This is a genomic window from Streptomyces sp. NPDC111516 (assembly GCF_055635345.1).
Window position 1 is genome coordinate 457515 of the sequence record NZ_JBVKBV010000002.1, and the last position, 26726, is coordinate 484240.

Here is a 26726-nt window from a genome sequence, read left to right on the forward strand (position 1 = left end):
CTGGATGAACGACACTCTCGCGGGATGGCTCCAAGTACTTGCCCTGGCGGTCGCGCTGGGGCTCTCATTTCGACCGTTGGGCGGCTACATGGCCCGGGTCCTGACCACCGATCACCATGGGCGGGCGGAACGTCTGATCTACCGGGCAGGCGGAGTGAACGGCGACGCCGACCAGACGTGGCCGGTCTACCTGCGCAGCATCCTGGCCTTCTCCGCGGTGTCGGTAGTGTTCCTGTACGCATTCCTCCGCCTGCAGAACCATCTCCTGCTGTCTCTGGGAATGAAGCCGGTCGCCACGGACCAGTCGTTCAACACCGCGGCATCCTTTGTCACCAATACCAACTGGCAGTCGTATTCCGGCGAATCGACCATGGGGCACCTGGTCCAGATGGCGGGCCTCGCGGTGCAGAATTTCGTCTCGGCGGCTGTGGGCATCGCAGTCGTTGCCGCACTGATCCGGGGCTTCGCCAGGAAGAAGACCGACCGCGTCGGAAATTTCTGGGTCGACCTGACTCGGATCGTGCTTCGCGTTCTGCTGCCCCTGGCGTTCGTCTTCGCGATCGTTCTGGTGGCCGCCGGTGCCGTTCAGAATTTCCACGGAATCCACGACATCACCACCATCGCGGGCGGGCATCAGCGCCTGACCGGGGGCCCAGTCGCCTCCCAGGAGGCCATCAAGGAACTGGGCACCAACGGCGGTGGTTTCTACAACGCGAACTCCGCACACCCCTTCGAGAACCCAAACGCCTTCACCAACCTGATCGAGATCTACCTCATGCTGGTCATCTCGTTCTCGCTGCCGCGGACCTTCGGGACGATGGTCGGCGACAACCGACAGGGCTATGCCATCGTCGCCGTGATGGCATTGATCTGGGGCGCATCGGTCGCCATCGTTACTGCCAACGAGCTGCACAGCGTCAGCAGCACCGCCGGTCACGCGGCCGGCGGAATGATGGAGGGCAAGGAGGCGCGGTTCGGGATCTGGGCCTCCGCCCTGTTCGCCGCATCCACCACCCTTACGTCGTGCGGCGCGGTCAACTCCTCCCACGACTCGTACACGCCGGGCGGTGGCGGGATGGCGATCTTCAACATGATGCTGGGGGAGATCGCGCCCGGCGGCACCGGATCCGGGCTCTACGGAATCCTGATCCTGGCGATCGTCACGGTCTTCGTCGCCGGACTGATGGTCGGCCGTACGCCCGAGTACCTGGGCAAGAAGCTCCGGGGCCGGGAGATGAAACTTGCCTCGCTCTACATCCTGACCACACCCGCGCTCGCCCTGGTCGGTGCAGGCCTGGCCATGGCGTTCCCGGGGGAGAGGGCCGCCATGCTCAATTCCGGACCGCATGGCTTCTCCGAGGTCCTGTACGCCTTCGCGTCGGCTGCGAACAACAACGGCTCGGCGTTCGCAGGGCTGAGCGTGAACACCGTCTGGTACAACACCACACTTGGTGTGGTCATGCTCGGCGGCCGGTTTCTGCCGATGGTGTTCGTCCTGGCGCTTGCAGGCTCGCTCGCCGGGCAGCAGCCCGTTCCGGTCACCGCAGGCACCCTGCCCACTCACCGGCCTCAGTTCGTCGGCCTGCTGACCGGAGTGATCCTCATCGTCGTCGGTCTGACGTACTTTCCCGCGCTCGCACTCGGCCCCCTTGCGGAGGGTCTGCACTGATGTCCACGACCGCCGCTTCCGCTCCCACCCCGCCCGGCGGCGGGCGCCCGCAGCACCGGGTCTCGGGCGGACTGCTCGATCCCAAGCAGCTTCTGACGTCCTTCCCCGACGCCCTGCGCAAGCTGGATCCGCGCTCGATGGTCCACAACCCCGTCATGTTCGTGGTGGAGGTCGGAGCAGTCCTGACCACGCTGTCAGCCATCAGGACACCCGGTGTCTTCGCTTGGGTGATCACGGCATGGCTCTGGCTGACGTCCGTCTTCGCCAATCTCGCCGAAGCCGTGGCCGAAGGACGCGGCAAAGCCCAGGCGGAGACTCTGCGGCGCACCAGGACGACGACGACGGCCCGCCGTCTCACCGGCTGGCGGCCCGGCGCGATGGACGCAGCAGAGGAGGAGGTTCCGGGCGTCGACCTCCGCCTGGACGATCACGTCGTCGTGGAGGCCGGGCAGGTCATCCCCGGCGACGGCGATGTGGTCGAGGGCATCGCGAGCGTCGACGAGTCGGCCATCACGGGCGAGTCGGCACCGGTGATCCGTGAGTCGGGCGGTGACCGGTCGGCGGTCACGGGCGGTACCAAGGTGCTCTCGGACCGGATCGTGGTGAAGATCACCTCGAAGCCGGGCGAAACCTTCATCGACCGGATGATCGCACTCGTGGAGGGGGCCGCGAGGCAGAAGACACCGAACGAGATCGCGCTCAACATCATGCTGGCATCCCTCACGATCATTTTCCTGATCGCGGTGGCGACCCTGCAACCCTTCGCCATCTTCGCAGGGGCCGAGCAGACCCTCGTCGTGCTCGTCGCCCTCGTCGTTGCCCTGATCCCCACGACGATCGGCGCGCTGCTGTCGGCGATCGGCATCGCGGGCATGGACCGGCTCGTGCAGCGCAACGTACTGGCGATGTCCGGACGCGCGGTGGAGGCCGCCGGCGATGTCAACACCCTGCTGCTCGACAAGACCGGCACCATCACCCTCGGCAACCGTCAGGCCGCCGAGTTCCTGGCGGTGGACGGGGTGATCACCGAAGAACTCGCGGATGCCGCCCAACTGTCGTCGATCGCCGATGAAACGCCCGAGGGCCGCTCGATCGTCGTCCTCGCCAAGGAGCAATACGCGCTGCGCGGCCGTGGTGAGGGTGAACTGGCCCAGGCACAGTTCGTGCCCTTCACCGCTCAGAGCCGGATGAGCGGTGTCGACATCAGTGATCCTCAGGGCAACCGGTCTTTGCGCAAGGGAGCGGCGACGGCAGTGATGCGCTGGGTCCGTGACAACGGCGGTCACCCCACGGCAGAGGTCGGCGCCATCGTCGACGGAATCGCCGCGAGCGGCGGCACCCCGCTGGTCGTCGGCGAAGTGACTCGGCATGGCGAAGCTCGCGGCGCCCGGGTCCTCGGCGTCATCCACCTGAAGGACGTCGTCAAGGAAGGCATGCGCGAACGCTTCGACGAACTGCGCCGCATGGGCATCAAAACCGTCATGATCACCGGCGACAACCCGCTGACCGCGCGCGCCATCGCCCAGGAGGCAGGGGTGGACGACTTCCTTGCCGAGGCCGCGCCCGAGGACAAGATGGCCCTGATCCGGCGCGAACAAGAGGGCGGCAAGCTGGTCGCGATGACCGGCGATGGTACGAACGACGCGCCCGCTCTCGCCCAGGCCGATGTCGGCGTGGCGATGAACACCGGTACCTCGGCCGCGAAGGAGGCCGGGAACATGGTGGACCTGGACTCCAACCCGACGAAGCTGATCGAGATCGTCGAGATCGGCAAGCAACTGCTGATGACGCGCGGCGCGCTGACGACCTTCTCGATCGCCAACGACGTCGCGAAGTACTTCGCGATCATCCCGGCGATGTTCGCGGCGGTCCACCCGGGTCTGGACAAGCTCAACATCATGCGTCTGCACAGCCCGACCTCGGCGATCGCCTCCGCAATCGTCTTCAACGCGCTGATCATCATCGCGCTGATCCCGCTCGCGCTGCGCGGTGTGCGCTACCGGCCGTCCTCCGCCGCGAAACTGCTCAGTCGCAACATCTGGATGTACGGGCTCGGCGGGCTGGTACTTCCCTTCGTCGGCATCAAACTGCTCGACCTCCTCATCCAGTTCATCCCCGGCCTGCGCTGACAGACGTCCCGACGAAAGAAGAAGGCGATCCCACGGTGCGCCCCCACCTTCCCCCCGTACTCCGGCACCATCTGACCGCCTTGCGGATACTGCTGGCGTTCACCCTGCTCACTGGCATCGCCTATCCGCTGCTCGTCACCGCCATCGCCCAGGCCGGTTTCTCCCACCAGGCCGACGGCTCCCTACTGACGACGAACGGCAAGCCAGTGGCCTCCTCACTGATCGGCCAGAACTTCACACTGCAGAAGAAGAATCCCCAGGGCGCGCAGGAGTCGCTGCGCCCCGACCCCGCATGGTTCCAGCCCCGCCCGTCCACGGGCGGCTACGACCCCGTGAACTCAGGCGCCTCCAACCTTGGACCGAACAACACCGATCTGATCGAGACCGTCCAGGACCGCCTTGCCGCCGTTGCCGCCTTCGACGGAGTTCCGTTCTCGTCCGTCCCCCCGGACGCCGTCACCGCCAGTGGCTCCGGCCTCGACCCGGCGATCTCCCCTGCATACGCCTACGAACAGGTCGACCGTGTCGCGAAGGCACGCCACATCGCGCCCGCCAAAGTCAGGACGTTGGTCGCCCAGCACGTCCAGGGACGTGTTCTGGGCTTCCTGGGGCAGGAACACGTCAACGTGGTCGAACTCAACCACGATCTGGCCAAGCTGGTGTGACCACCTGCCGGTCGGCCTAAGAGGAGCTCACAAAATGGGAGTCCGATCAGCTCGCGGCGTCTGGTGCGTGCGATCGTAAGGCGCTGGGAGGCCCTTGTAGCGGAGCTACTAGGGCGTTTCGGCAACGCAGCGAGCGTGCGTGCCAGGCGTCGCGAGCCGGGCGCCCATTTTGTGAGCTCCTCTAAGCGACCGGGAACGCGTAGAAGATCCGGTCGCGCTGGATGACGGCGGTTGTTCCGGACGCCAGCACCCGGTACGGGGCGGTGACCGTGGGGCCCTTCGGGTCCTGGTCGCCGATGTCCTGGAACTTCCACAGCCGGCGGCCGTCCTCCGCCGTGAACGCGGTGACCTGGGACGCGTCCGCGGCCAGCAGTGTCCTGCCGGTCGTGCTGAGGGTCACCGCGGGGGCGGCGGTGCCGGGGGCGGCCTCCGTGGAGCGTCGCCAGCGCAGTCGGCCCGTCTCTCGGTCGACCGCGCCGACTTCCTGGTTGCGGTTGGTCGTGTGCAGCAGCGTGCCGGTGGCCACGGGAGTTCCGTACGGGGTCCCCGTGGTGCCGTTCAGCGTCCACTTCGGCTTGCCCGTGTGGAGTTCGAACGCCTGGAGGTCGTCGCCCACCGCCGCGTACAGTACGTCCCGGTCGTCGCCCAGAGCCGCCGCGTCCGGTGCGACCGTGCCGAACGACCGGCTCCACAGTTGCTTCCCGGTCTTCTGGTCGAAGCCCCGGAAGACGGCCTTCCCCTTGGCGGCCTTCACGTCGTCAGGGGTGAGCGTGGCCGTGCTCTGGCGTACGACGAAGTCGTCCTGCCCGGTCGCGATCAGCCGGTACACGGGGGCGGCGGGTCCACGCCCGGTGGGTACGGGGGTCCGCCACACTTCCTTGCGCTGGAGTACGTCGTACGCGAAGAGGTACGACCTGACGACCTGGGTGTCCTTGCCGCGCTTCTTGCCCTTCTTCGCTGGCGGGGCCTTGACCGTGACCTTGTGGGACCCGGTGAACCAGACCACCGGACCGAACGTGCCGACGATGTGCGACACCGTGAGGCCCGGCAACCCGGTGAACTGGTCCGCGTAGCCCGCCCGGTGCACGACCTTGCCGTCCTTCGGTGACAGCCACAGGAACTCGGTCGGACCCGCGACGAAACAGAGGTCCTTCCCAGCCGGCAGCGCGGCGCGCCCCATGGCGGCGTCCGCGTTCTGCCAGGCCCGGCGGCCGGTACGCAGATCGATGCCGACCGCCCCCTGCTCGCTGGTCACGACCAGCAGCCGGTCGTTCCAGAGGGTGGCGGTGAGCGGCGGCGGTTCGGCCGCCGGGTGACGGTACACCCAATGCGGCTGCGGCGGCAGCCCCGCGACGGCGGCACCGCTGTGGCTCGGTGCGGGCTTGGGGTCGTCGGTCGTGCCTCCGTCCCGGGACCCGAACGCGAGCACCCCGCCTCCGCCGACCACCAGCCCGGCGGCCCCGGCGGCGAGCCCGATGAAGAGGCCGCGCCGATCGAGCGTGGCGGAGGCGGGGGAGGATGCGGGAGTCACCGGGACCGGAAGCGGGCGGGGCGGCATCGGCGCGACGGGCGGGAGCACGGCAGGAAGCCCGGCGGAGGGACCGGCAGGCGGGCCGGCGAGTTCGCGGGGGACGGACAACTGGGTCGTCGGCCGGTCGGTCGTCGGTACGTGACGCCCGATGTCCCCGAGCTGAGTGGTACGTGTGTCCCCGGCGGGTGCCGGGGAGGTGGTGGTCGCGGGTTCCAGGGCGGCCGGGCCGACCGGAGCCTCGGACGATACGCTCGACGGCGCGACGGCGGGTGCGTCGGTCGGCTCATCGGCCGGGACCGAGTCCACGGGTCCGTCGACGGGGCCGTGGACGGGTCCAGCGGCCGGCTCGCCGACGACCCCGTCCGTCGGACCGCTCACCGGCGCATCCACCGGATGCCCCGCCTCGGTCAACTCCCGTACCCGCACCGCCTGTTCCGCCACCTCGGCCACCAGCCGCTCCGGCAGCCAGCCGTCCTTCGCCAGGCCCGCCGCCCCTTCCAGGGCGAGCTCTGCCGCCACCGTTCCCGCGGTCGGCCGGTCGGCCGGGTCCTTCGCCAGGCAGCGGGCGATCAGGTCGCGCAACTGCGCCGGGACCGCGCCGAGTTCGGGGTCCGTGCGGGCGATCCGTTCGGCGCCCTCGGCGGCCGGTCCGTCGGCGAGCGGGGTCGTGCCGGTTGCCGCGTACGCCAGCAGCAGGCCCAGCACGAAGAGGTCGGAGGCCGGTCCGGGCTCCTCGCCCTCGACCTGTTCCGGGGTGAGGTAGGCGAGCCGCACGGACAACTGCCCGCCGGGGCGGGCGTCGGCGGCGGCAGCGGCGGCCAGCGGGCCGAACGCGGTGAGCCGCGGCCCGTCCTCGGCCAGCAGCACCGTCCGGGGTGCCAGGCCCTGGAGTACGGCTCCGCTGGCGTGCACGCGGGAGAGGGTCTCGGCGATGCCCGCGCCCAGTATCCGTACGGCACGCTCGGGAAGCGGGCCCATGACCTCGATCGCCTCGGAGAGGCTCAGCGCGGGTACGTAGGGGCCGGCCGTCCACAGCAGGCCGTCCTCCGCGCCATCCGCCGGGGCGTCCAGGTGCGGCTGGACCCAGCCGCCGGCCAGCCGGTCCGCCGTGCGGGCCTCCGCCTGGAAACGGCGCCGGAAGGCGGGCAGCGCGGCGAGTTCGGGACGGGCGACGGTGAGCAGCACGGGCTCGCCGGTGGCGCCCCCGTCCTTGTCGGCGGCCGCGTCGTGTGCGACGTACTGCACGGCGCTCGCGGTCTCGCGGAACCGCGCCAGTGCGGTGTACGGACCGATGCGGCGTGGATCGTCCTGACGCAGCGCCTCCATGGCGCACCCCCTTGCTGACCGTTCCCGGCACCAGAGCGTCGATCTTAGACCGACCCCTCGGCCGCACCCGGCCCCGTACCCTCAGTCCGGCTTGGACCAGGGCCACTTGGGGCTGTGCCGCGCACGGCCCTCCGGGGCGTACTCGTACACCCAGCCGCGCGGAATTCCCAGCCGCTTGGAGTGACCGGCCGGGACTCGGCGGTACGCGTACACGGTGGCGGGCCCGCCGTCGGCGGCCGGCACCGGGACCTCGTACCACTTGGGCGGATGGCCGGTCGGGCCGACGAGGACGGGCAGTACCCGCCCGTCCAGCGGGCCGCCGGTGAAGGGGGTGTTCTCGCTTTTCACCGCGCCAGTCTGACCGATCAGCCCTCGGGCAGCAGATGGGCAGCTCCGCCGACGACCGGGATCAGCCGCTCCGCCAGCCGTCCGGCCGGCCCCGCCGCGGTCTCCAGCGGCAGCAGCTCCGCCACCGCCGAAGCCGTATCCGGGTCCGTCGCCGCCGTCGCGGCCAGCAGTGCGATCAGCTGGTCGACGAGCCAATCGCGCAGATCGGCCGCGGCGGGCCGCTTCCCCTCGTCCAGCCACATCAGGGACGCCGCTTCGACGGCCGCGATCCAGGTGCGCACCATCATGCGCAGCCGGGGCCCGGCGCCGTCCCCCGCACCCGCGTCGCCCCGGCCCAGGTGCAGCAGGATCTGCTCGGCCGCCGCCCGCCGTACCTCGTCGACGATCGCCGTCGTACGGGAGGTCTCGACGACGCTCCCGCCGCGCAGCAGTGCGCTGAAACCGGTGTCGTGCTCGTCGACGAACGCGAGATAACGGTCGAGCACGCGCAGCACCCGTTCGGTCGGCGGGCCCGCGGGCGGCTCGCTGAAGCACAGGATCAGCTTCTCGGCGGCGGACCTCAGCGCCGCCTCGTACAACTGCTGCCGCCCACCCGGGAAGTAGCGGTACACGAGCGGGCGGGAGACCCCGGCGACCGTCGCCACCTCGTCGAGCGAGACCTCGTCGGGGGCCCGGTGCGCGAACAGGGTGAGGGCCGCACCGAGGAGCTGGGTGCGGCGCTCCTCGACGCTGAGCCTTCGGTACGCACGGGTCTGCGGCGCGGCAGTGGTCATGCCATGAAGCGTAAGCGCTGCGGGCACCCGGGCGACGGGGCGTCGGCTCAGAGCCTGTCGGGCTCTCAGGCGAGCAGGCCCGAGCTCTTCCACAGCCTGCGCCCCACCCCGTTGAGTACCCCGATGTCCTCGAAGAAGTCCGTCAGCCGCTTCGCGCCGCTCTGCATGACCTCCGCCCGGTGGCCGCTCGCCCTCACCTGGGCGACGGCCTCGCGGCGGTCCAGGCCGACGTTCTCGTACACCTGCGGGTTCACGAAGCAGACGGAGAAGACCCGGGCCGCCTCGCCGCAGCTCACCCGGGTGAGCTCCCGCTCCCAGCGCGGGGCGGTCACCATCTGGCGGCGCAGCTCCTCGCGGGCGTACCGGACGTGCCGCGCCTCCTCGACGACATGGATACGGGTCACGCCGCGCACCAGCGTCTGGACGCGCTCGTCCGGGAACGTCAGCCGCTGCATCCAGTCGAGGATCTCCTCGCCGAGCAGGGTCGCGGCGAACGAACCGGGTGTGGTGGAGACGGTCTTCAGCACGCGTGCGAGGTTGTGATAGACGCGCGGTACGGGGTAGTCGGGCGAGCCGCCCCACTTGATCATGCGGCCGAACATCATCGAATGCCGGCACTCGTCGGCTATCTCGGTGAGCGCGTAGCGGACGTGGTTGCTGGTCACCCGCTTGTCGTAGATGTGGCGGATCAGCAGTTGCATGAGGATGATCTCGAACCAGATACCCAAGGAGGCCAGCGACGCCGCCTCGTGCCTGGACAGGTCCATCCGCTGCTCCTCGGACATCCGCCGCCACAGCGGGGTGTCGTAGAGCGAGACGAGCTCGGGCGGCCAGAACCACTTGCCGTCCTCGATCGCCGCGTCCCAGTCGAGTTCCTTGTCCGGGTCGAAGGAGTGCTTGGCCGAGGAGGCGAGCAGCCGCTCGGCGATCTCTTCGCGGTCCCGGAGCGGGCCGAGTGCGTCGCGGAGCAACTGCACGTCGCGTTCGGTCACTGTCGTCATGGCTGGAAGCACCTCACCCAGGGGTTACCGGCGGTCAGTCCTTATGAGACTCCCTGTCAGCAATGCCGTCAATCCCTTGCGTGCGACTTGTTGACCCCGCGTCTACCAACGTGTGAACCTGCCAACTGACGTAACCCCCATGGAACTTGTCGGAGCATGCAAGGCGAAAAGGAGCAGTCCGTGTCGACACACGACCTCTACACCACCGCCCCGGACACACCGCTCTGGCAGGTTCCCGCCTCCGGCGCGGCCCGCTTCAGCTGGGACTACGACGACGGCCGCGAACGCCTGCTCGCCCTCTACCAGAAGGGCAAGGACAAGCAGTGGGACGGCAACAAGCGCATCGACTGGTCCCTGGAGGTCGACCCCGCCGACCCGCTCGGCACCCCGGACGACGTCCTCACCCTGTACGGCACGCCGCACTGGGCGAAGATGACCGAGAAGGACCGGGGCGATCTGCGCACGCACTACACCGCCTGGCAGTTCAGCCAGTTCCTCCACGGCGAGCAGGGCGCCATGGTCTGCGCGGCCAGGATCGTGGAGTCCGTGCCCGACCTGGACGCGAAGTTCTACTCCGCGACGCAGACCATGGACGAGGCCCGGCACGCGGAGGTCTACAGCCGGTTCCTGCACGAGAAGATCGGGATGCTCTATCCGGTCAACGACAACCTCCAGGGGCTGCTCGGCGACACCCTGCGCGACTCCCGCTGGGACATGCCGTATCTCGGCATGCAGGTCCTCATCGAGGGCCTCGCCCTGGCCGCGTTCGGCATGATCCGCGACACGACGACCAAACCGCTGCCCAAGCAGATCCTCGCGTACGTCATGCAGGACGAGGCGCGGCACGTCGCCTTCGGGCGGATGGCACTGCGCGACTACTACAAGCAGCTGAGCGACGCCGAACTGCGCGAACGCGAGGAGTTCGTCATCGAGGGCTGCTATCTGATGCGCGACCGGCTCAGGGGCGTCGAGGTGCTGGAGAACTTCGGCATCGGCAAGCGCGAGGCCGAGGAACTCTCCGAGCAGTCACCGTTCCTGCAGCTCTTCCGCAAGCTGCTGTTCAGCCGGATAGTGCCGTGCGTCAAGGACATCGGCCTGTGGGGCGAACGGCTCCAGAAGGCGTACGTCGACATGGGCGTCCTCGAACTCGGCGACTCCAGCCTGGACCTGCTGATGGCCCAGGACGAAGAGCTGGCCGAGCAACTGGACCGGGACCGTTTCGCGGCTGAGGAACAGGCCAGGGTCGCCGAGGTCGAGGAGGCGATGACGCAGGGGGAGTCGAGCCCGTCGGGGGACTGAGGGCGGGAGCGTCCGGCCGGCGGGGGACCGGGTCTCAGAGCCGCGAGACGAACCCCCGCACCAGCGCGGCCACCTGCTCCGGCACCTCCAGCAGCATCGCGTGCGTCGCTCCGATGCCCTCGGCCGTGACGCCCGCCCGTTCCGCCGCCAGCTCCGACAGATCCCGGGCCAGGCCCCGCCCGTATGCCTCCATCAGCTCGTCCAGCCACTCCAGGCCGGGCGTCGGCGGCACCCGGTGCAGGGCCCGGACCAGCAGCAGCGGGCAGGGGACACGGCGGAACAGTGCGAACAGATCGAGGGCGTCCAGAGCATCCAGCATCTCCAGGGCGCACTCCCGCTCCGGCAGCAACTGCCACCCGCCGTCGTCGAGTTCCCGCACACTCGCGCGGAACGACGCCTCGGCCCGCTCGTAGGGGATGCCCAGCCCCATGCTGTACGCGGCCTGCTGCTCGACGTACTCCGCAGGCATCCGCTGCCCCGCCGACGCCTGGGCCATGTCACCGATGTCGGCCAGCCGCCTCGCCACCTCGTCCGGGTCCAGCCCCGGGTACTGCGCGGGCGTGCCCCACCAGAATCCGTCCAGATTCACCGCCCCCGGCACCCGGTCCGGCCGCTCGGCCGCGTACAGCGCGGCGACCATCCCGCCCAGCGAGTGCCCGACGGGGATCACCGGGCCCGTGATCCCCAGGGTGGCGAGGGTCTCGTCCAGGTCGCTCAGCACCGCGTCGAACGACCACGACGACGCGGCGCTGAGGCCGTGGCCGGGCAGGTCGACGGCGAGCACGCGGTGGCCGGAGGCGAGGAGGTGCGGAGCGACGGCGTCCCAGTCGGCGAGGGAGCGCGAGGCCGCGTGGAGCAGGAGAAGAGCCGGCCGGCCGTCGCCGTGGCCGCCGTGGTCGCGTACGTGAAGAACGGTCATGGGGCCACGGTAGGACGCGAAATCCGGCTCGAGATCGTTCGACAGCATGAGGGAACGGGACGCTTCCGTGGGCCATGATGGATGTACGCCATCCGCCGCCCCCGGAAGGATGGCGTGTATGACGCCTCCGCGAGGACGTCGGTCGCGCCGCCGAGCAGGCAGCTCTGCAGGCGGTCGTCACCCGCGCACACCCGGAAGGAGGCGCGGTGGCTGTCGCGGTCGCGGCGACGCTGTCGGGCCGGGTCGAAATCGCGTTCGCACGCGTGACGTAGCGTGGCGCCATGACCATGCCACCGCAGCCGCCGCAGGGCCCGTACGGACCGCCGCAGCCGCCGCAAAACCCGTACGGACCGCCGCAGCCGCCGCAGGGCCCGTACGGGCCTCCGCAGCCCCAGCCCCAGCCCCAGTACAACCCGTACGCCGAGCAGACCCCGTACGGCCATCCGCAGCTGCAACTTCCGCCGCAGGGGCCGTGGGGGCAGCCCGGGGCTCCCGGCCTGCCCGGCGCGCAGCCGCCGAAGAAGAAGCGGACCGGACTCGTCATCGGGATCACGGTTGCCGTACTCGCGGCGATGGGCGGGCTCGGCTACGCCGCCTTCAAGCTGGTGGATGCCGGCAATGCGGTCGCGGGCAGCTTCCCGCCGGCGGAGTACAGGCTCACCGTGGAGAAGAAGCTGCTGGACGGTGAGTTCACTCTGGCCGAGGACTTGTCGCAGACCCAGGGCAAGGAGATCGAGGACACGTACGACCCCAGCATCCGGAATCCGAAGGCGGCTGTCGCGCAGTACTCCTCGTCCGAGGGCGGTGTGCTGGTTCTGTCCGGTATGTGGGGGCAGCTGCGGAACCCCGAGTTCGCGCGGCGCAAGATCCTTTCGGGGGCCGCGGAGGCGGACGGTGCGACTGTTGCCGTACCCGCCAAGGAGTTCACGCCCGACGGATACGACATCACGGTCGAGTGCCAGGTCGTGCGGCAGAAGACCAGCGGCGTGTCGAGCAGCCTCCCCATGTGTGCCTGGGGCGACGGGAACACGGGCGCCATGGTCGCCGTGGTCACGCCCAGGACCGCGGTGAAGGACCCGCAGTCCATCGACCTGAAGCAACTGGCGGCGGACACCGCGAAGGTCAGGTCCGAGTCGCGCAAGCCGATCGGCTGATCACTCCGTTCAGTCCGGGGCCGGGGCGGGCGCCGGGAATGTCGTGCGCAGGGTGAACGCCCGCTCCGTCGGGCCGTGTTCGCGCAGGTTGCGCAGGCGCTCCTCATGGCCGCACGGTAGTCAGTGCGTTCTCCACCGCACGGGCCATTCCGAGCAACGAGGCGTCCGCCCCGCGGTCCGCCACCAACTGGAGCCCGACCGGGCAGCCGTCCGCGGTGAATCCGGCGGGCACACTCGCGGCGGGATGGCCGCTGAGGTTGAACGCCCAGGTCAGGGCGGTCGAGTAGAGCTCGCCCGGACCGTCGTGGCCGTGCGGACGGTTGGGGGTGGTCGGGGTGAGCAGCAGCGGAGTACGGGCGAACAGGGCGTCGAGCCGGAGGTCGTTCTCGCGCCGGATCTCCGCGGCGGCAGGGGACGGCTCCCCGCTCCGGACCGCCTGCCACGCCTCTCGCGGGTCGAGCAGCTCGCACCTGCGGTCCACGAGTTGCACCACCCCGGCGGCGACGAGCCGCCGCACCGCGTGCCGGACGACCGAATCGACTTCCGGGTCGATCTCCGCGTACCCCAGACCGGGAGTGAACACGGCGGGGACCGGAAGGTCCGCCGTCGCCGGGGCGTCCACCGTCGTCCGTTCGTGATGGTCCAGGACACAGTGCAGATAGGTCTCGGCATGAGCCGCCGAACGGGCCAGCACCCCGGCCGACGCGAGGCCGGACCGGTCGGGGGAGGGCAGCAGGCCGTTCGTCGTCTTCAGGCCGAACACCCCGCACCACGCCGCCGGAATCCGCACGGACCCCGCCCCGTCGCTGCCGGTCGCCAGTTCCACCAGATCCGCCGCGACCGCCGCCGCCGAGCCGGCCGAGGAACCGCCCGGCGTGCGGTCGGGGCGCCACGGGTTGACCGTACGGCCGTGGGCGCCCAGCCCCCAGGTCCGCCAGGGGGTACCGGGGCCCGGCACGGAGGTCGCGCCGACCGGGACGCCACCGGCCGCGATCAGCCGCCGGGCCGCGTACGAACGGATACCGCTCTTCCCCTTGACGGCGAACGGCATTCCACCCAAGGGGAGTTGACGGGACCGTTCCGTGTCGGCGAGCGCCCTTTCGGGCCACACCTCGATGAACGCGCACAGGCGCGGATCCTCCCGCCCGATCCGCTCCAGCGCCCGGCCCGCCGCACCCGTATCCGCCACCCGATCAGTCTCGCAGGGCCGCCTCCATGACGGAACGGGCGATCGGGGCCGCGCTGCCGCCGCCGCTGATGTCGGCCCGGTTCGCGGCGGCGTCCTCGACGACCACGGCGACCGCGACGGCCGGCTGCCCCGCGTTCGGCGCTTGCGCCCAGGAGATGAACCAGGCGTAGGGCCTGCCCGAGTTGTCGATGCCGTGCTGTGCGGTGCCGGTCTTGCCGCCGACCGTCACTCCGTCGATCGCGGCGTTGGATCCGGTGCCGCGCTCCACGACGTCCACCATCATCCGCCGCAGCTGCATGGCCGTCCGCGGGTTCATGGCCCGGTGGTAGGTGCGCGAGCCGTTCCGGTGGACGATCGAACCGCTTTTCGTGGTCGTACGGTCCACCAGATACGGGTACTTGAGGTCGCCGCCGTTCGCCACGGCAGAGGCGACCATCGCCATCTGGAGTGGTGTCGCCGACGTGTCGAACTGCCCGATCGACGAGAGCGCCAGCTGGTCGTCGCTCATCTTCGTGTCGAAGTTGCTCTTCGCCACCCCCGACGGGATCTGCAGCCCGGTGTCGTTGAAGCCGAACTTCCGCACGGCGTCCACCATGCCCTTCAGCCCGACGCGCACCCCGAGTTCCGCCATCACGGTGTTGCAGGAGACCCGGATCGCCTCGGCGAGCGGGGCGTTCTCGCAGCCCTCCGCCTCATTGGGGAGCGTGGTCGTCGTACCCGGCAGCACATAGGGGGACGGGGTGTCGGTCTCGGCGTCGGGATCGGTGACGACGCCCGCGTCGAGCGCCGCCGCCGCCGTCACGATCTTGAAGGTGGAGCCCGGCGGATACGTCTGCCGGATCGCCCGGTTGAGCATCGGCCGGCTCTTCGCCGCGTTCAGCTGCAGCCAGGCGTCGGTGACGGACGAACCGGTTCCGGAGAGCCGCCCGGGATCGTACGAGGGGGTGGAGACCAGCGCCAGGATCCTGCCGGTCGACGGTTCGACGGCGGCGACCGCGCCCCGCCGCCCGCCCAGCCCGTCGTAGGCGGCGCGCTGCATCGAGTCCTTGATCGTCGTGACGACATTGCCGCCGGGCTGCTGGCTGCGGGTGATCTCGTTCCACAGCGGGAACGGGGCGAGCATCGAGTCGGTGCCGGACAGGATGCCGTCCTCGGCGTGTTCGATCAGGGTCGTGCCGTACGTCTGCGAGGCGTAGCCGGTCACCGGCGCGTACAGCGGGCCGTTCTTGTACGTGCGCTCGTACTTGAGCTGCTCGCCGGTGTTCCGGGAGCCGGTGACGGACATGCCGCCGATCAGGATGTTGCCGCGCGGCTGGTGGTAGCGGGTGATCGTGAGGCGGCGGTTGGCGGGGTTGTTGTCCAGGCTGTCGGCTTCGAAGACCTGGACCCGGGCTGCGTTCAGCAGCAGCGCCACGAGCAGCAGAAGCAGCAGCGCGGCGGCCCGGCGGATGTAGCGGATCACGGCCTGACCTCCGGGGCTCGTGACGGGCACGACGGGTACGGGGGCACGGCGGGCCGGCGCGGGGCCACGGCTCGCGCGTACCGGATCGAGGCTTGTGCGAACGGGGCCACGGCTCGCGCGTACCGGATCGAGGGCGGCGCGCACGGGCTCACAGTTCGTCCTCCGTCATCGGCGCGATGACTCCGGTCTCCACCTGGCCGGAGTGCGGTCTGCGGGCCTGGTCGCTCACCCGGATCAGCAGCGCCACGATGATCCAGTTGGTGACGACGGACGAACCGCCCTGGGCGAGGAACGGCATCGCCATGCCCGTCAGCGGGATCAGCCCCATCACCCCGCCCGCGATCACGAACACCTGGAGTGCCAGGATCGAGGCGAGACCGATCGAAAGCAGCCGTCCGAAGGGGTCGCGCAGGGCGAGCCCAGCGCGGTAGCCGCGGGCGACGAGCAGTGTGTACAGCAGGAAGATCGCGGTCAGCCCCGTCAGGCCGAGCTCCTCGCCCGCCGTCGCCAGAATGAAGTCGGACTTGGCGGCGAAACCGATGAGGATGGAGTGGCCGAGCCCCAGCCCGGTGCCGAGCATCCCCCCCGCGGCGAACGCGAACAGCGACTGGGCCAGCTGGCTGGGGCCCTGACCGGCTTTGATGGAGGCGAACGGATCGAGCCAGTCCTGGACCCGGCTGTGCACATGCGGTTCGAAGGAGCCGACGACGAACGCGCCGACGGCGGCGAGCAGCAGACCCACCGCGATCCAGCCGGTTCGGCCGGTCGCCACATACAGCATGATCACGAAGAGGCCGAAGAAGAGCAGGGACGTGCCCAGATCGCGTTCCAGGACCAGTACGCCGACGCTGAGCAGCCAGATCGCCACGATCGGGCCGAGCACCCGGCCGGTGGGGAGCTGGAGCTTCCAGATGGTGCGGCCGGTGTAGGCGAGGGCGTTGCGGTTCGCGGCGAGATACGCGGCGAAGAACACCGCGAGCAGGATCTTGGCGAACTCACCGGGCTGGAAGGAGAATCCGCCGACCCGGATCCAGATCTTGGCGCCGTTCACCGCCGGGAAGAAGATCGGCACGATCATCAGGACCAGGGCGGTGGCTACCGAGAGATAGGCGTACCGCTGGAGCAGCCGGTGGTCGCGCAGGAAGACGACCACCGCGATGAAGAGCGCCACGCCGAGCGTGGACCAGATCAGCTGGGTGGGGGCCGCCTGGTCCTTGGGGGTCTCCAGGTCGAGCCGGTAGATCAGCACCAGGCCGAGACCGTTGAGGAGTACGGCGATGGGCAGCAGCAGCGGATCGGCGTACGGGGCACGTAACCGGACCGCGAGATGGGCGACGAGGGCGAGCAGCCCCAGGCCCGCGCCGTAACCGGCCACATCGGGCGGTACCGCGCCGTTCCGGGCCAGACCGACGGCGGCGTAGCCGTAGACGGGGATGAGGACGGCCCCGATGAGGAGCAGGAGCTCGACTCCGCGCCGCTTGGGCAGACGTAGATCGGGCGGGGGTGCGTCCGCCGTCGTTGCGGTCATGCCACGCAACGTAGCAAGAGGTGGTGTCTATTTCCCTTATGTCATAGCGGGTATGTCCGTCGGGATGACGGGCCGGCAACTGATGCCGACGTGCTCGGCCGATGTGTTCGTGAGGTCTGTCCGGCGGTGGGCGTCGGCGGCTACGTGACGTTGACGCACCGTCACTTCAGTGCTGCCGCCCGGACCCCGGATCGTCCCGGCGCTCCGCCGCCTCGTCGTCCGGTCGTGCGTACGCGGGGAGCGTCAGCCGGGCCACCGCGCCGCCGTCCGGAGCGTTGCGGAAGACGAGGTCGGCGCCGATGGCCGCGGCCTGCCCGACGGCGATGGTCAGCCCGAGACCGTGTCCCTTGCCGCCGCCCTCGGTACGGAACCGCTGCGGGCCGTCCTTCAGCAGATAGTCCGGAAAGCCCGGTCCGTGATCGCGTACCGTCACCGTCGGCCCGTCGACCGTCAGTACCACCGGGGGGCGGCCGTGCCTGTGCGCGTTGGTGATCAGATTGCCCAGCACCCGCTCCAGGCGCCGCTTGTCGGTCTCTACGCGCACCGGCGCCCGTGCTCGCCCCGGGCCGGTGCCTCCGAAACGGATCTCGGTGTCCGTTCCGGACGCGCGCACCACGCGTTCGACGAGCGGCGCCAGTTCGTGCACATCGAGATCGACCTGTTCGGTACGGGCATCCAGCCGGGAGATCTCCAGCAGGTCCTCCGTCAACGCCCGCATCGTCCGGACCCGGTCCCGCACCAGCTCGGACGGGCGTCCCGGCGGCAGCAGTTCGGCGGCGGCCGACAGCCCGGTCAGCGGGGTGCGGAGCTCGTGCGCCACATCGGCGGTGAACCGCTGCTCGGTCAGCAGCTTGCGCTGGAGCGTGGCCGCCATCGTGTCCAGCGCTCCGGCGACGATCGCCACCTCGTCCTGCGGGCGCGAAGGGTCCGCCGTACGCGGGTCGTCGACGCGGGCGTCGAGGTCGCCGGCACTGATCCGGCGCGCCACCCGGGCCGTCTGGTGCAGCCGCCGGGTGACCCGGGTGACGGCGAACGCGCCGACGAGGAGGGTGGCGCCGGTGGCCAGCAGGGAAGAACCGATGATTGCTCCGTCGAGGGCGTTGATCGTGCGGGCGCTCTGGCTGTAGTCCACCTGCGTGGCCAGTGCGTGGCCGTCGGCCGGAGCCGCCGCCCACATGGCGGGACGCCCGTTGTGATCGGCGACGAGCGTGCCGCGCCGGCCGTGCGCGGCCAGCGCGCGCAGGGAGGCGGGCAGCCCCGGCGGGTCGATGCCGGAACCCGGCGGGAGCTCCTCGCCCGTCTGGTACGCGGCGCTGACGTCCGCCAGTCGCGACAGTGCCTCCGCGCGGGCCTGGTCGACGGTCGCACGGGTCACCTCGGTGTGGACCAGCACGCTCAGCAGCGCGGCGAGGGTGCAGCACATCGCGGTGATGAAGACGGCCGACTTCCAGGTGAGCGTCGCGGTCCAGGAAGGCATCGGCGGTCTGCGCCGCTTTCCGCCCTGCTGTCCGGGCCCGCTCCGTTCCGCTGCCTGCCGACCGGTCCGGTGCCGTCTCATCGGCGCTCCGCGGACACGCCGACGGACCCGGTGGCGGCCGACCGGGTGGCGGTGGGGCGCGGCTGCGCGGCCCGGGTCGGAGGGATCCGCAGGATCTCGTCCCGGGTGGGCAGCATCGCGCGCTGCCGGTCGTCCCACGACCAGGCGGTGCGGTACTCGTATCCGGTGATGACCGACGGCACCCGCATGATCAGGTCCCGCCCGGCCAGCTCGACGCTGATCACGGCGTCCGCGGTCGACAGGATCCGGGTCAGGCCGCCCGCCTCCGGCATGTAGACCCGTACGGAGAGCTGGTGGTCGGCCAGCCGGATGCCGAGCACCATCTCGTCCTTGCCGTCGCCCGTCAGGTCACGGAAGTAGGGCCGCAGTACGGGACAGGAGGCCGGCTCGGTGCGGCACGCGTCGATGCGGTGGACGGTGTCGGCGGGGAGCTCGGCGGCGCCGCTGGCCCGGTTGGGCCGGGCCTTCAGGCCCGCCTGCACCACCGCGACCGGGTCCAGGCGGTGCACATCGCCGTGCGGCACCTCGATTCCGGGGATGCGCGCGGTCTCGCCCTCGCCGTAGTCGTACGGAGCGGCGGAGGCGGGCGGCAGCTCGGGCCAGAGCCGGGCGGGCCCGACGGCGTCCGGGGCAGGTCCGGTGCTCCGCAGTCCGCCGCCGACGCCACAGCCGGCCAGCAGCACTGTGCCGACGACGACCCCGAGGGCCGCCACCGTGCGGCCCCGCATCCGGCGCTGCGGACGCATAACAGCCTCCCTTCCCATGGTCCGTACCTCATAGACCTTATTCGGAAGGAAGTCTGTTATCCCTATTTAGTGCTTGTTGGTGCCGGTTAGTGCTGGTAGGGGTTCTGACTCTGACCACCCGGTGCGTATCCCGGCTGCCCCTGCGCCGGTCCCTGTCCCTGCCCGAACGGGTTGCCGTTCTGCGAGGCGGCATGCTGCGCCAGCAGTTGTTCGGCCGCCTCCTTCGGGACCTGCTGCTCCCCACCACAGAACGTGCACTGCGTCGCGAACTTCGTCGAGAACGGGAACAGCGGCACGAAGAACAGCGTGAACTTGGTGACGCGCTTGCGCAGCGTGTGCGCGGCCGGATTGCCGCACCAGCCGCAGACCATCGTCAGGATGGCCAGTTGGTACAGATAACCCCGCGTACCGAAAATGATCATGTTGTGGGTCCCTTCCCCGTATCACCCAGAAGAGCCTGTCGGCAGAGCGCCAGCAGCTTTTCGTCCTCGTATGTGTCGTGGCTGCCGTATCCGCCGTCCATCGCGTTGTGACGGCGTACGGAGGCGAGTTCGGCGCGTAGCGCGTGCGCCACGTCCGACCCTGCACCAGCGACCCCCGTCCGCGCCAGGGATTCCGCCACCCGGACCCGGACATGACGATGGTGCTCCCAGGCCGTCAGGAGCACCGGCACGGACTCGTCGGCCCGCCCGGACACGTCCCACAGCGCGACCGCCGCATCCACCCGCAGCCACGGCTCCTCGTGCCGGAGCAACGCGCGCAGCCGGGGCGCGGTCACCGCCGCCCGCGTCCCGAGCCCGCCCAGCGCGTTCACCGCGGAGCGCCGCTCGTGGACGCGCTCCGCCTGGAGGCCCTCGATCAGCACCGGCAGCACGGCGTCGGCATCCCCGTCGACCGCCCACAGCGCCTGAGCCGCCTCGGTCGCCGAGACGGACCCGGGACGGCGCAGCAGCGTACGCAACTCCGGTACGGCATTGTGCGCGGCGGGCCCGAACGAGCCGAGCGCCCGTAGCGCCGCCGTACGCAGCCACTCGCCCCGGTACTCCGGCGCGCCGCGCAGCACCCGCAGCACCTCCGGCGTCGCCTCGTCCGCCTGCAGCGCGGTCAGCCCCGCGAGCAGCGGGCCCGCCCGGTCGTACGCCGCCTCGTCGAGACGGACCTCGCCGAGCCTGCGGCGCAGCGCTGTGGCCAGCGGGGCCGCCGCCGCGCCCAGATGGCCGATGGTGAACCCCACATCGTGCGGCACCTCGGGCCGCTCCAGCGCCGCGGCCAGAGCGGGCACGGCTCGCGCATCGCCCAGCCGGGCCAGCGCCTTCACCGCGCTGCCGAGCCCCGCGGGGCCGCTCGGCCAGTCCTGCACCCAGGAATCGGGGTCCGCCGCCACCCGCGCGGCCAGCGCGTCGGCGGCGGGCGCGGCCAGCCCGAAGAGTTCCTCCAGCACATGCGCGGCGGCCCCGGCCAGCCGTGGCTCCGGCGTGGCGAGCTGCTCACCGACGAGCCGGACCAGCTCCTCGTACGAGCCGCGCCAGACCCGGATCAGCCCGCTGCTCATCCGCAGCGCATCGATCCGCTGGTGCCGGTCGGGGCTGCGCAGCTGGTCCGACAGCAGCGCCGTCCGCTCGGCGATCCGGTCGTCGAGCCCGACATGCAGCGTCCGCAGCAGATCCGCGGTCCAGGGGGCGGTGCGCCCCGAGGTCTCCTCGTCGGACAGCGCCCGCAGCTGCCCCACCAGCGTCACCGGCGCGGCCCGGTCCTCGGCGGGCGGCTCCCCGGCCCCGGCCGGATCGGCGTGCGCGTCGACGGCCGCGACCGCATCGGCCGCACCGGCCCCGGCCCCGGCACCGGCGGCGCCGGTCCGACCGTCGGTCGCGGGGGCCGCCCCGGACCGCCGTCCGGGGGCGGAGCGCAGCTGCCGCAGCAGCCCCGTCACCACCCGTACGACATCGCCCGGCAGCGCGTCCGGCGCGCAACGCGCCAACTGGGCCAGGGCGGCGAGCCGCAACCCCGCCGGGAACCCCTCACCGGCGAGCCGGGACAGCCAGCCGGCCGCCTGCCCGGCCAGCCCACGGTGCCGCAGAGCGACCCGCCCGGCGGCCTCGACCAGGGCGAGCCGCACCTCCTCGGCCGGCTCCACCGGCAGCCGCTCCCGCAGCAGCGCGAGCACCCGCGCCGGGCGGTTGTGGAGGGTGGCGAGCGCCAGGGGAGCGGTGAGCCGCACTCCCGGGTCCTCGTCGGCCATCAGCTCGCAGAACACCCCGGCGCCCGCGGTGACGGCGGTCGCCGCCATCGCGTAGTTCGCCGCGCCCTCGAGCTCCTCCTCGTCGATCTCGTCCTCGTCGTCCCCGTCCAGATCGATGCCGCCGATGCTGGTCAGCAGCTCGACGATGCCGCCCCGGTCCTGAATCCCCGGATCCACGACGAGCTCGAACAGAAAGGGAATGCAGGCCAGCGTGCATGCGTACACATCGCCCTGATGGTGAACGGCCCCGTACATACCGTCCAGCGCCACCTCGCGCTCCGCCGGATCGCCGGACGCGAGGCCCCGCAGCATCGCCGGCACATCATCGGCAGGCCCGTAGGCATGCTCCATCGAGGCCCAGTCGACCTCGTCGATTCCTGCGAACACGCCATCGCCTCCCCACGTAACTCCACGAAGCAGTGTCTGCGAGGAGTCTGCACCACGGTTCGGACGCTCCGCCCTCCGCATGCGGTCTTTTCCTTACGGACATGACAAGATCGTCCGTTATGCGCTATGCGGCCGTGGGGGCGAATTCCGGCCGTCCCGACGGCCCGTACGAGGTGTCATCCGCTCCGGCCCCGGACCCCGGGGCGGGGGGAACCACCCACGCCTGCCTCCCCGACCGCCGTCGCCGCGGACCACCGCTACCGCGCAGCCGGCAGCGGTCGCGCCCGGTCCGGATCGATGAGCGGCCCGAGCAGATCCCCGTACCGCTCCAGCCGCGCCGCCATGTCACCGGCCAGGAAGACCAACGTCCCCGGCGTCCGGCACGCCCCGATCTCCGCCCAGGTGACGGGCGCCGAGACGGTCGGTTCCGGCCGGGCGCGCAGCGTGTAGGGGGCCGCGGTCGTCTTCGCCGCCGCGTTCTGGCTGAAGTCGACGAACACCTTCCCCGGCCGCAACGCCCGCGTCATCCGGTGCACCACCCGCTCCGGAAGCACCTGTTCCGCCTCGACGGCCAACCGTTTCGCGTACGCGGACACCCGATCGGAGGGGGTCGGCTCCAGCGGTACGAGCAGATGCAGCCCCTTCGACCCGGAGGTCTTCCCGTACGCGGGCAACCCGTCCGCCGCCAGCCGCTCGCGCAGCCACAACGCCACCGCACAGCACTCCACGACGGTCGCGGGCGCACCCGGGTCGAGGTCGAACACCATCCGGTCGGCGATCCCGGGCATCTCGGCCCGCCACTGCGGAGTGTGGAATTCCACCACCAGATTGGCCGCCCACATCAGCGAGGCCAGATCCTCCACGACCACCTGTCTGGCCTGCTTGTCCTCCTCGTGCGGCACCGGGGTGGTCCGTACCCAGGACGGCGTACCCGGCGGCGGATTCTTGGTGAAGAAAAGCTGCCCGTCCGGCCCGTCCGGATAGCGCAGGAAGGACACCGGCCGGTCGCGCAGATGCGCAGGCAGGACCTCCGCCGCGGTGGTCGCGTAGTAGTGGAGCACCTCTCCCTTGGTGGTTCCCGTGGCCGGATACAGCACCTTGTCGAGGTTGCTGAGCGCCAGCCGCCGCCCCTCCACCTCTGTGATCGGCGTCATACGATAAGAATCACATGTTTCGTGGATCTATAGGCATCTGTGCGGACACAAGGGGTGAACGGTGAGGTCCATTTGGAACGGCGCCATCTCCTTCGGGCTGGTCAGCATCCCGATCAAACTGGTCAACGCCACCGAGAACCACTCGATCTCCTTCCGTCAGATCCACCTCGCCGACGGCGGCCGGATCCGTTACCGGAAGGTCTGCGAGATCGACGAGGAGGAGGTCACCGCGGCCGAGATCGGCAAGGCGTACGAGGAAGCCGACGGCTCGGTGATCCCGATCACCGACGAGGACCTCGGCGCGCTCCCGCTTCCCACGGCCAAGACGATCGAGATCGTCGCCTTCGTGCCGGCCGCCTCGATCGACCCGCTCCAGATGGACGCCGCGTACTACCTCTCCGCCAACGGGGTCCCGGCGGCCAAACCGTACGTCCTGCTGCGTGAGGCGCTGAAGCGGAGCGAGAAGGTCGCCCTGGCGAAGTACGCGCTCCGCGGCCGCGAACGGCTCGGCATGCTGCGGGTGGTCGACGATGTGATCGCCATGCACGGCCTCCTGTGGCCGGACGAGATCCGCAGCCCCGAGGGCGTCGCCCCGGAGGCCGAGGTCAAGGTCCGCGACGCCGAACTCGACCTTGCCGACGCGCTGATGAACACACTCGGCGAGGTCGACATGGACTCGCTCCACGACGACTACCGCGAGGCGGTCGAGGAGCTCATCGCGGCGAAGGCGGAAGGCCGGAGCCTGGCGCCGGCCCAGGAGGCGGAAGCCGGCGGCAAGGTCATCGACCTGATCTCGGCGCTGGAGAGAAGCGTCCGGGCCGCGAAGGAGGCTCGCGGAGAGGAGACAGGGACCGAGGAGCCGCAGCCGGAGAAGGAGGCGGCGAACGCCCCCGCGGCCGAGGTCACTTCGCTCGCCGGCCGAAAGAAGTCGGGCGGAACCGGAGCGAAGAAGAAGACCGCGGCGACCACCGGGAAGACCGCTGCGAAGAAGTCCGCGTCGAGCAGGGCACCGGCCGGGAAGACCTCGGCGCAGTCGACGGCGAAGAAGCCGGCAGCCAGGACCGCGGCGAAGAAGACCGCGGCGAAGTCGGACGCCAAGCCGACGAAGAAGGCGGCCCCGCGCAAGCGCGCCTCCGCCTGACGGGTGCCTGCCGCGCGGTGATGCCCGCGCTGTTCCTGCTGACGGGTGCCTGCCGCGCGGTGATGCCCGCGGCTGTCCGCCCTGACCGGCGCCTGCCATGCGGCGACGCCCGCACCTACCCCTCCTTCTCCTCCGCCGGTGCCGGTGTGAAGCCGATCAGTCCGAGCCGCTGGGTGGCGCGGGTCAGCGCCACGTACAGGTCGTTGACGCCGCGCGGCGAGCCGGTTCTGATCCGCTCCGGCGCCACGACGATCACCGAGTCGAACTCCAGCCCCTTGGACTGCCGCGCGTCCAGCAGGACGACGGGGCCGGTCAGGTCCGGTTTCGGGCCGTGCGACGCATCCGGCATCGCGTCGGCGAGCGCGGCGTGCAGTTCCGGCGGTGCGATCACCGCGACCTTCCCCTCGGCGCAGCACTCCTTGGCGACGGCTTCGGACGTGGCATGCACCAGCTGTTCCGGCTCGACCGCCATGGTCCACGGTTCGACACCGGTCGAGCGCACCGACCGGGGCGGCTCGAAGGCGGGGTCGGCCTCCCTGCGGACCTCGGCGGCGGCCTCCATGATCTCCGCCGGGGTGCGGTAGTTGACGCCGAGACGGGCGTGGTGCCAACGGTCACCGACGTACGGGCCGAGGATCTGCTCCCACGAGTCGGAGCCGGCGGCGGAGCCGGTCTGCGCAGGGTCGCCCACCAGCGTCATGGAGCGCGTGGGGCAGCGGCGCATCAGCAGCCGCCAGGACATCGCCGAGAGCTCCTGCGCCTCGTCGACGACTATGTGGCCGAAGGCCCAGGTCCGGTCGGCCGCGGCCCGCTCGGCGGCGCTGCGGTGGTCCGTCTCCTCCTGGCGTTCGGCGAAGCGTTCGGCGTCGATGATGTCGTGGGCGGAGAGCACTTCCGCGTCGTCCTCGTCGTCGAAGTCGGTGCTGCGCGAGCCGAGGGAGAGGTCGAGGACGCCCTGGGCGTAGGCGATCCGCTCCCGGCGCTCGGCCTCCTCGGCGGCGCGCACGGCACTGTTGTCCTCGCCCAGCAGTTCGGCGGCCTCATCGAGCAGCGGCACATCGGCGGCCGTCCACTCGGTACGGTCCGTCAGGGCGGTGGGGTCGACGCCGGGGCGGCGGATCGACGCGGCCTCCGCGGGCGGCAGATGCGTGGGCCGGGCGAGGAAGTCGGCGACCAGCCCTTGAGGGGTGAGCCGAGGCCACAGACTGTCGATTGCGGCGTGCACCTCGTGGTTGGCGGCCACTTCCTTGTGGAGCTGCTCGATGTCGGAGGCGTCGAGCAGGTTGGGGCCGCCGAGCGGGTCGGCGCCGATGCGGTCGGTGAGCTGCTCCGTCAGCGCGTCGATGATCCGGGCGGCGAAGTGGCGGTGGGCGAGGTTGTGGGGCAGTCCGGTGTCACGGGCACCGGCCCGGGCGCGGGCCGCCGATGCGCGGTCGAGGACCAGGTTCTCCCGGCCGTGGCCGATCTCGATGGCGGGATCGGGCAGTTGCTGCCGGTCGGCCACCGCCGTGCGCAGGATGCCTGCCATCCGGACGTCACCCTTGACGGCGGCGGCCTCCGGGCTGTCCGTGCCGGTGGCCTGTACGCCGGGAAAGAGGTCGCCCACGGTCGCCAGCAGTACGCCCGTCTCACCGAGAGAGGGCAGCACATTGCCGATGTAGCCGAGGAAAGCGGGGTTGGGGCCGACGATCAGCACCGCGCGACGGGCCAGCTGCTCGCGGTGGGCGTACAGGAGGTAGGCGGCACGGTGCAGGGCGACCGCCGTCTTGCCGGTGCCGGGGCCGCCCTCGACGACGAGGACGCCTCGGTGCGGAGCGCGGATGATGTGGTCCTGCTCGGCCTGAATGGTGCGCACGATGTCGGTCATGCGCCCGGTGCGGGTCGCGTTCACGGCGGCGAGCAGGACGGCGTCGTCGTTGGGGTCCTCGAAGCCGGTGCGCAGGCCCGGCTCGGTCTCCTGGAGATCCAGGATCTCGTCGTGCAGAGCGGTGACCCGGCGCCCGCGCGTGGTCAGGTGCCTGCGGCGGCGCAGACCCATCGGTGTGTGGCCGGTCGCGAGATAGAACGGGCGGGCCACCGGTGCGCGCCAGTCGATGAGCAGCGGCGTGTGCTCCTCGTCGCTGATTCCCAGACGGCCGATGTGATGGTGTTCGCCGTTCCGCAGATCGATCCTGCCGAAGCAGAGCCCGTTCTCCACGGCGTTCAGCGCGGCGAGGCGGTCGGACTGCTCCGCGACCGCGATATCCCGCTCCAGCCGGGCCTGCCGTCCTTCGGCGGCCTGGCCCAACGAGGTCCGGACGGCTCCTTCGGCCCGTTCCCGGAGTGCGTCGACACGCCCGTGGAGCAGGGTGATGAATTCCTGTTCCCGCCCCATTTCTTTGCTTGACAATTGCACTCCAGACCCGATAAAATGCGAATGTTGAATAACTCTAAAGGCTCATTGTGTAAGCCATATAAATATTCAATATACGCAGACAGGTGACCCGGACGTCAATTTCGTCCGGGATT

General features: G+C 70.7%; 20 protein-coding genes and 1 pseudogene. 6 read left to right on the plus strand and 15 right to left on the minus strand.

Annotated elements, in window-relative coordinates:
- Nucleotides 1-4 precede the first annotated feature (4 nt).
- From kdpA to kdpC, 3 genes are read left to right on the plus strand one after another with little or no spacing between them, the layout of a single operon-like run.
- Complete coding sequence (kdpA, locus tag ACZ7L9_RS07685; protein ID WP_471413403.1) at nt 5-1669, plus strand: potassium-transporting ATPase subunit KdpA; 1665 nt, start codon at nt 5-7, stop codon at nt 1667-1669.
- A complete protein-coding gene (kdpB, locus tag ACZ7L9_RS07690) occupies nt 1669-3798 on the plus strand; it encodes a potassium-transporting ATPase subunit KdpB (protein WP_471413405.1) in 2130 nt (709 codons plus the stop codon). Before kdpA ends, kdpB begins: the two co-directional genes overlap by 1 nt.
- Before the next feature lie 35 nt (nt 3799-3833).
- Nucleotides 3834-4463 (plus strand): potassium-transporting ATPase subunit KdpC, encoded by a 630-nt coding sequence (kdpC, locus tag ACZ7L9_RS07695; protein WP_471413407.1) that lies wholly within the window; start codon nt 3834-3836, stop codon nt 4461-4463.
- Nucleotides 4464-4644: 181 nt separating this feature from the next.
- Here kdpC and ACZ7L9_RS07700 read toward each other — a convergent pair whose 3' ends face one another.
- The 4 genes from ACZ7L9_RS07700 to ACZ7L9_RS07715 form a co-directional block, all read right to left on the minus strand.
- Nucleotides 4645-7320, minus strand: coding sequence for an outer membrane protein assembly factor BamB family protein (locus ACZ7L9_RS07700; RefSeq protein ID WP_471413409.1), 2676 nt, complete (start codon nt 7318-7320; stop codon nt 4645-4647).
- Between the two features lie 81 nt (nt 7321-7401).
- Complete coding sequence (locus ACZ7L9_RS07705) at nt 7402-7668, minus strand: hypothetical protein (protein ID WP_471413410.1); 267 nt, start codon at nt 7666-7668, stop codon at nt 7402-7404.
- 17 nt (nt 7669-7685) lie between these two features.
- On the minus strand, nt 7686-8441 hold the full coding sequence (locus ACZ7L9_RS07710; protein WP_471413411.1) for a TetR/AcrR family transcriptional regulator: 756 nt from the start codon (nt 8439-8441) through the stop codon (nt 7686-7688).
- A 65-nt stretch (nt 8442-8506) separates the two neighbouring features.
- Nucleotides 8507-9442: an AurF N-oxygenase family protein gene (locus ACZ7L9_RS07715; protein ID WP_471413412.1), complete on the minus strand. Its 936-nt coding sequence runs from the start codon at nt 9440-9442 to the stop codon at nt 8507-8509.
- 180 nt (nt 9443-9622) lie between these two features.
- On the opposite strand from ACZ7L9_RS07715, the gene ACZ7L9_RS07720 reads away from it, so the two are divergent.
- On the plus strand, nt 9623-10741 hold the full coding sequence (locus ACZ7L9_RS07720; RefSeq protein ID WP_471413414.1) for a ferritin-like domain-containing protein: 1119 nt from the start codon (nt 9623-9625) through the stop codon (nt 10739-10741).
- 34 nt (nt 10742-10775) lie between these two features.
- Here ACZ7L9_RS07720 and ACZ7L9_RS07725 read toward each other — a convergent pair whose 3' ends face one another.
- The gene (locus ACZ7L9_RS07725; protein ID WP_471413415.1) at nt 10776-11660 is read right to left on the minus strand and encodes an alpha/beta hydrolase; all 885 of its coding nucleotides are present in this window, start codon (nt 11658-11660) and stop codon (nt 10776-10778) included.
- Nucleotides 11661-11941: 281 nt separating this feature from the next.
- Here ACZ7L9_RS07725 and ACZ7L9_RS07730 point away from each other — a divergent pair, with 281 nt between their 5' ends.
- Complete coding sequence (locus ACZ7L9_RS07730; RefSeq protein WP_471413416.1) at nt 11942-12814, plus strand: hypothetical protein; 873 nt, start codon at nt 11942-11944, stop codon at nt 12812-12814.
- Nucleotides 12815-12823: 9 nt separating this feature from the next.
- On the opposite strand, the pseudogene ACZ7L9_RS07735 reads toward ACZ7L9_RS07730, so the two are convergent.
- From ACZ7L9_RS07735 to ligD, 9 genes and pseudogenes are all read right to left on the minus strand, one after another.
- Nucleotides 12824-12919 (minus strand): annotated as a pseudogene (locus ACZ7L9_RS07735) (DUF3291 domain-containing protein); the annotation flags it as partial.
- Nucleotides 12918-14003, minus strand: a complete 1086-nt coding sequence (locus ACZ7L9_RS07740; protein WP_471413418.1) for an amidase family protein — start codon at nt 14001-14003, stop codon at nt 12918-12920. The pseudogene ACZ7L9_RS07735 and the gene ACZ7L9_RS07740, both read right to left, overlap by 2 nt.
- 4 nt (nt 14004-14007) lie before the next feature.
- Nucleotides 14008-15465: a peptidoglycan D,D-transpeptidase FtsI family protein gene (locus ACZ7L9_RS07745; RefSeq protein WP_471413419.1), complete on the minus strand. Its 1458-nt coding sequence runs from the start codon at nt 15463-15465 to the stop codon at nt 14008-14010.
- A gap of 148 nt (nt 15466-15613) precedes the next feature.
- Nucleotides 15614-16993 carry an FtsW/RodA/SpoVE family cell cycle protein gene (locus tag ACZ7L9_RS07750; protein ID WP_471413420.1) on the minus strand — a complete coding sequence of 460 codons (1380 nt, stop codon included), beginning with the start codon at nt 16991-16993 and terminating at the stop codon, nt 15614-15616.
- Nucleotides 16994-17159: 166 nt separating this feature from the next.
- A complete protein-coding gene (locus ACZ7L9_RS07755) occupies nt 17160-18470 on the minus strand; it encodes an ATP-binding protein (RefSeq protein WP_471413422.1) in 1311 nt (436 codons plus the stop codon).
- 77 nt (nt 18471-18547) lie between these two features.
- A complete protein-coding gene (locus ACZ7L9_RS07760) occupies nt 18548-19297 on the minus strand; it encodes a hypothetical protein (RefSeq protein WP_471413424.1) in 750 nt (249 codons plus the stop codon).
- Between the two features lie 86 nt (nt 19298-19383).
- Complete coding sequence (locus ACZ7L9_RS07765; RefSeq protein WP_471413426.1) at nt 19384-19719, minus strand: zinc ribbon domain-containing protein; 336 nt, start codon at nt 19717-19719, stop codon at nt 19384-19386.
- Nucleotides 19716-21923, minus strand: coding sequence for a HEAT repeat domain-containing protein (locus tag ACZ7L9_RS07770; RefSeq protein WP_471413428.1), 2208 nt, complete (start codon nt 21921-21923; stop codon nt 19716-19718). Before ACZ7L9_RS07770 ends, ACZ7L9_RS07765 begins: the two co-directional genes overlap by 4 nt.
- Nucleotides 21924-22180: 257 nt before the next feature.
- The gene (gene ligD / locus ACZ7L9_RS07775) at nt 22181-23077 is read right to left on the minus strand and encodes a non-homologous end-joining DNA ligase (protein WP_471413429.1); all 897 of its coding nucleotides are present in this window, start codon (nt 23075-23077) and stop codon (nt 22181-22183) included.
- A gap of 61 nt (nt 23078-23138) precedes the next feature.
- On the opposite strand from ligD, the gene ku reads away from it, so the two are divergent.
- A complete protein-coding gene (gene ku / locus ACZ7L9_RS07780; protein WP_471413431.1) occupies nt 23139-24218 on the plus strand; it encodes a non-homologous end joining protein Ku in 1080 nt (359 codons plus the stop codon).
- A gap of 115 nt (nt 24219-24333) precedes the next feature.
- Here the strand turns inward: ku and ACZ7L9_RS07785 are convergent, their stop codons facing one another.
- Nucleotides 24334-26592 (minus strand): HelD family protein, encoded by a 2259-nt coding sequence (locus ACZ7L9_RS07785; RefSeq protein ID WP_471413500.1) that lies wholly within the window; start codon nt 26590-26592, stop codon nt 24334-24336.
- Nucleotides 26593-26726: the final 134 nt, after the last annotated feature.

What these genes read in the sequence shown, in the direction of transcription:
- ACZ7L9_RS07750 (WP_471413420.1), bottom strand. Translation starts at nt 16,993, where the DNA reads ATGACCGCAACGACGGCGGACGCACCCCCGCCCGATCTACGTCTGCCC.
- ACZ7L9_RS07710 (WP_471413411.1), bottom strand. Translation starts at nt 8,441, where the DNA reads ATGACCACTGCCGCGCCGCAGACCCGTGCGTACCGAAGGCTCAGCGTC.
- ACZ7L9_RS07755 (WP_471413422.1), bottom strand. Translation starts at nt 18,470, where the DNA reads ATGCCTTCCTGGACCGCGACGCTCACCTGGAAGTCGGCCGTCTTCATC.
- ACZ7L9_RS07785 (WP_471413500.1), bottom strand. Translation starts at nt 26,592, where the DNA reads ATGGGGCGGGAACAGGAATTCATCACCCTGCTCCACGGGCGTGTCGAC.
- ACZ7L9_RS07725 (WP_471413415.1), bottom strand. Translation starts at nt 11,660, where the DNA reads ATGACCGTTCTTCACGTACGCGACCACGGCGGCCACGGCGACGGCCGG.
- ACZ7L9_RS07760 (WP_471413424.1), bottom strand. Translation starts at nt 19,297, where the DNA reads ATGCGTCCGCAGCGCCGGATGCGGGGCCGCACGGTGGCGGCCCTCGGG.
- kdpB (WP_471413405.1), top strand. Translation starts at nt 1,669, where the DNA reads ATGTCCACGACCGCCGCTTCCGCTCCCACCCCGCCCGGCGGCGGGCGC.
- ACZ7L9_RS07730 (WP_471413416.1), top strand. Translation starts at nt 11,942, where the DNA reads ATGACCATGCCACCGCAGCCGCCGCAGGGCCCGTACGGACCGCCGCAG.
- ligD (WP_471413429.1), bottom strand. Translation starts at nt 23,077, where the DNA reads ATGACGCCGATCACAGAGGTGGAGGGGCGGCGGCTGGCGCTCAGCAAC.
- kdpA (WP_471413403.1), top strand. Translation starts at nt 5, where the DNA reads ATGAACGACACTCTCGCGGGATGGCTCCAAGTACTTGCCCTGGCGGTC.
- ACZ7L9_RS07700 (WP_471413409.1), bottom strand. Translation starts at nt 7,320, where the DNA reads ATGGAGGCGCTGCGTCAGGACGATCCACGCCGCATCGGTCCGTACACC.
- ACZ7L9_RS07715 (WP_471413412.1), bottom strand. Translation starts at nt 9,442, where the DNA reads ATGACGACAGTGACCGAACGCGACGTGCAGTTGCTCCGCGACGCACTC.
- ACZ7L9_RS07765 (WP_471413426.1), bottom strand. Translation starts at nt 19,719, where the DNA reads ATGATCATTTTCGGTACGCGGGGTTATCTGTACCAACTGGCCATCCTG.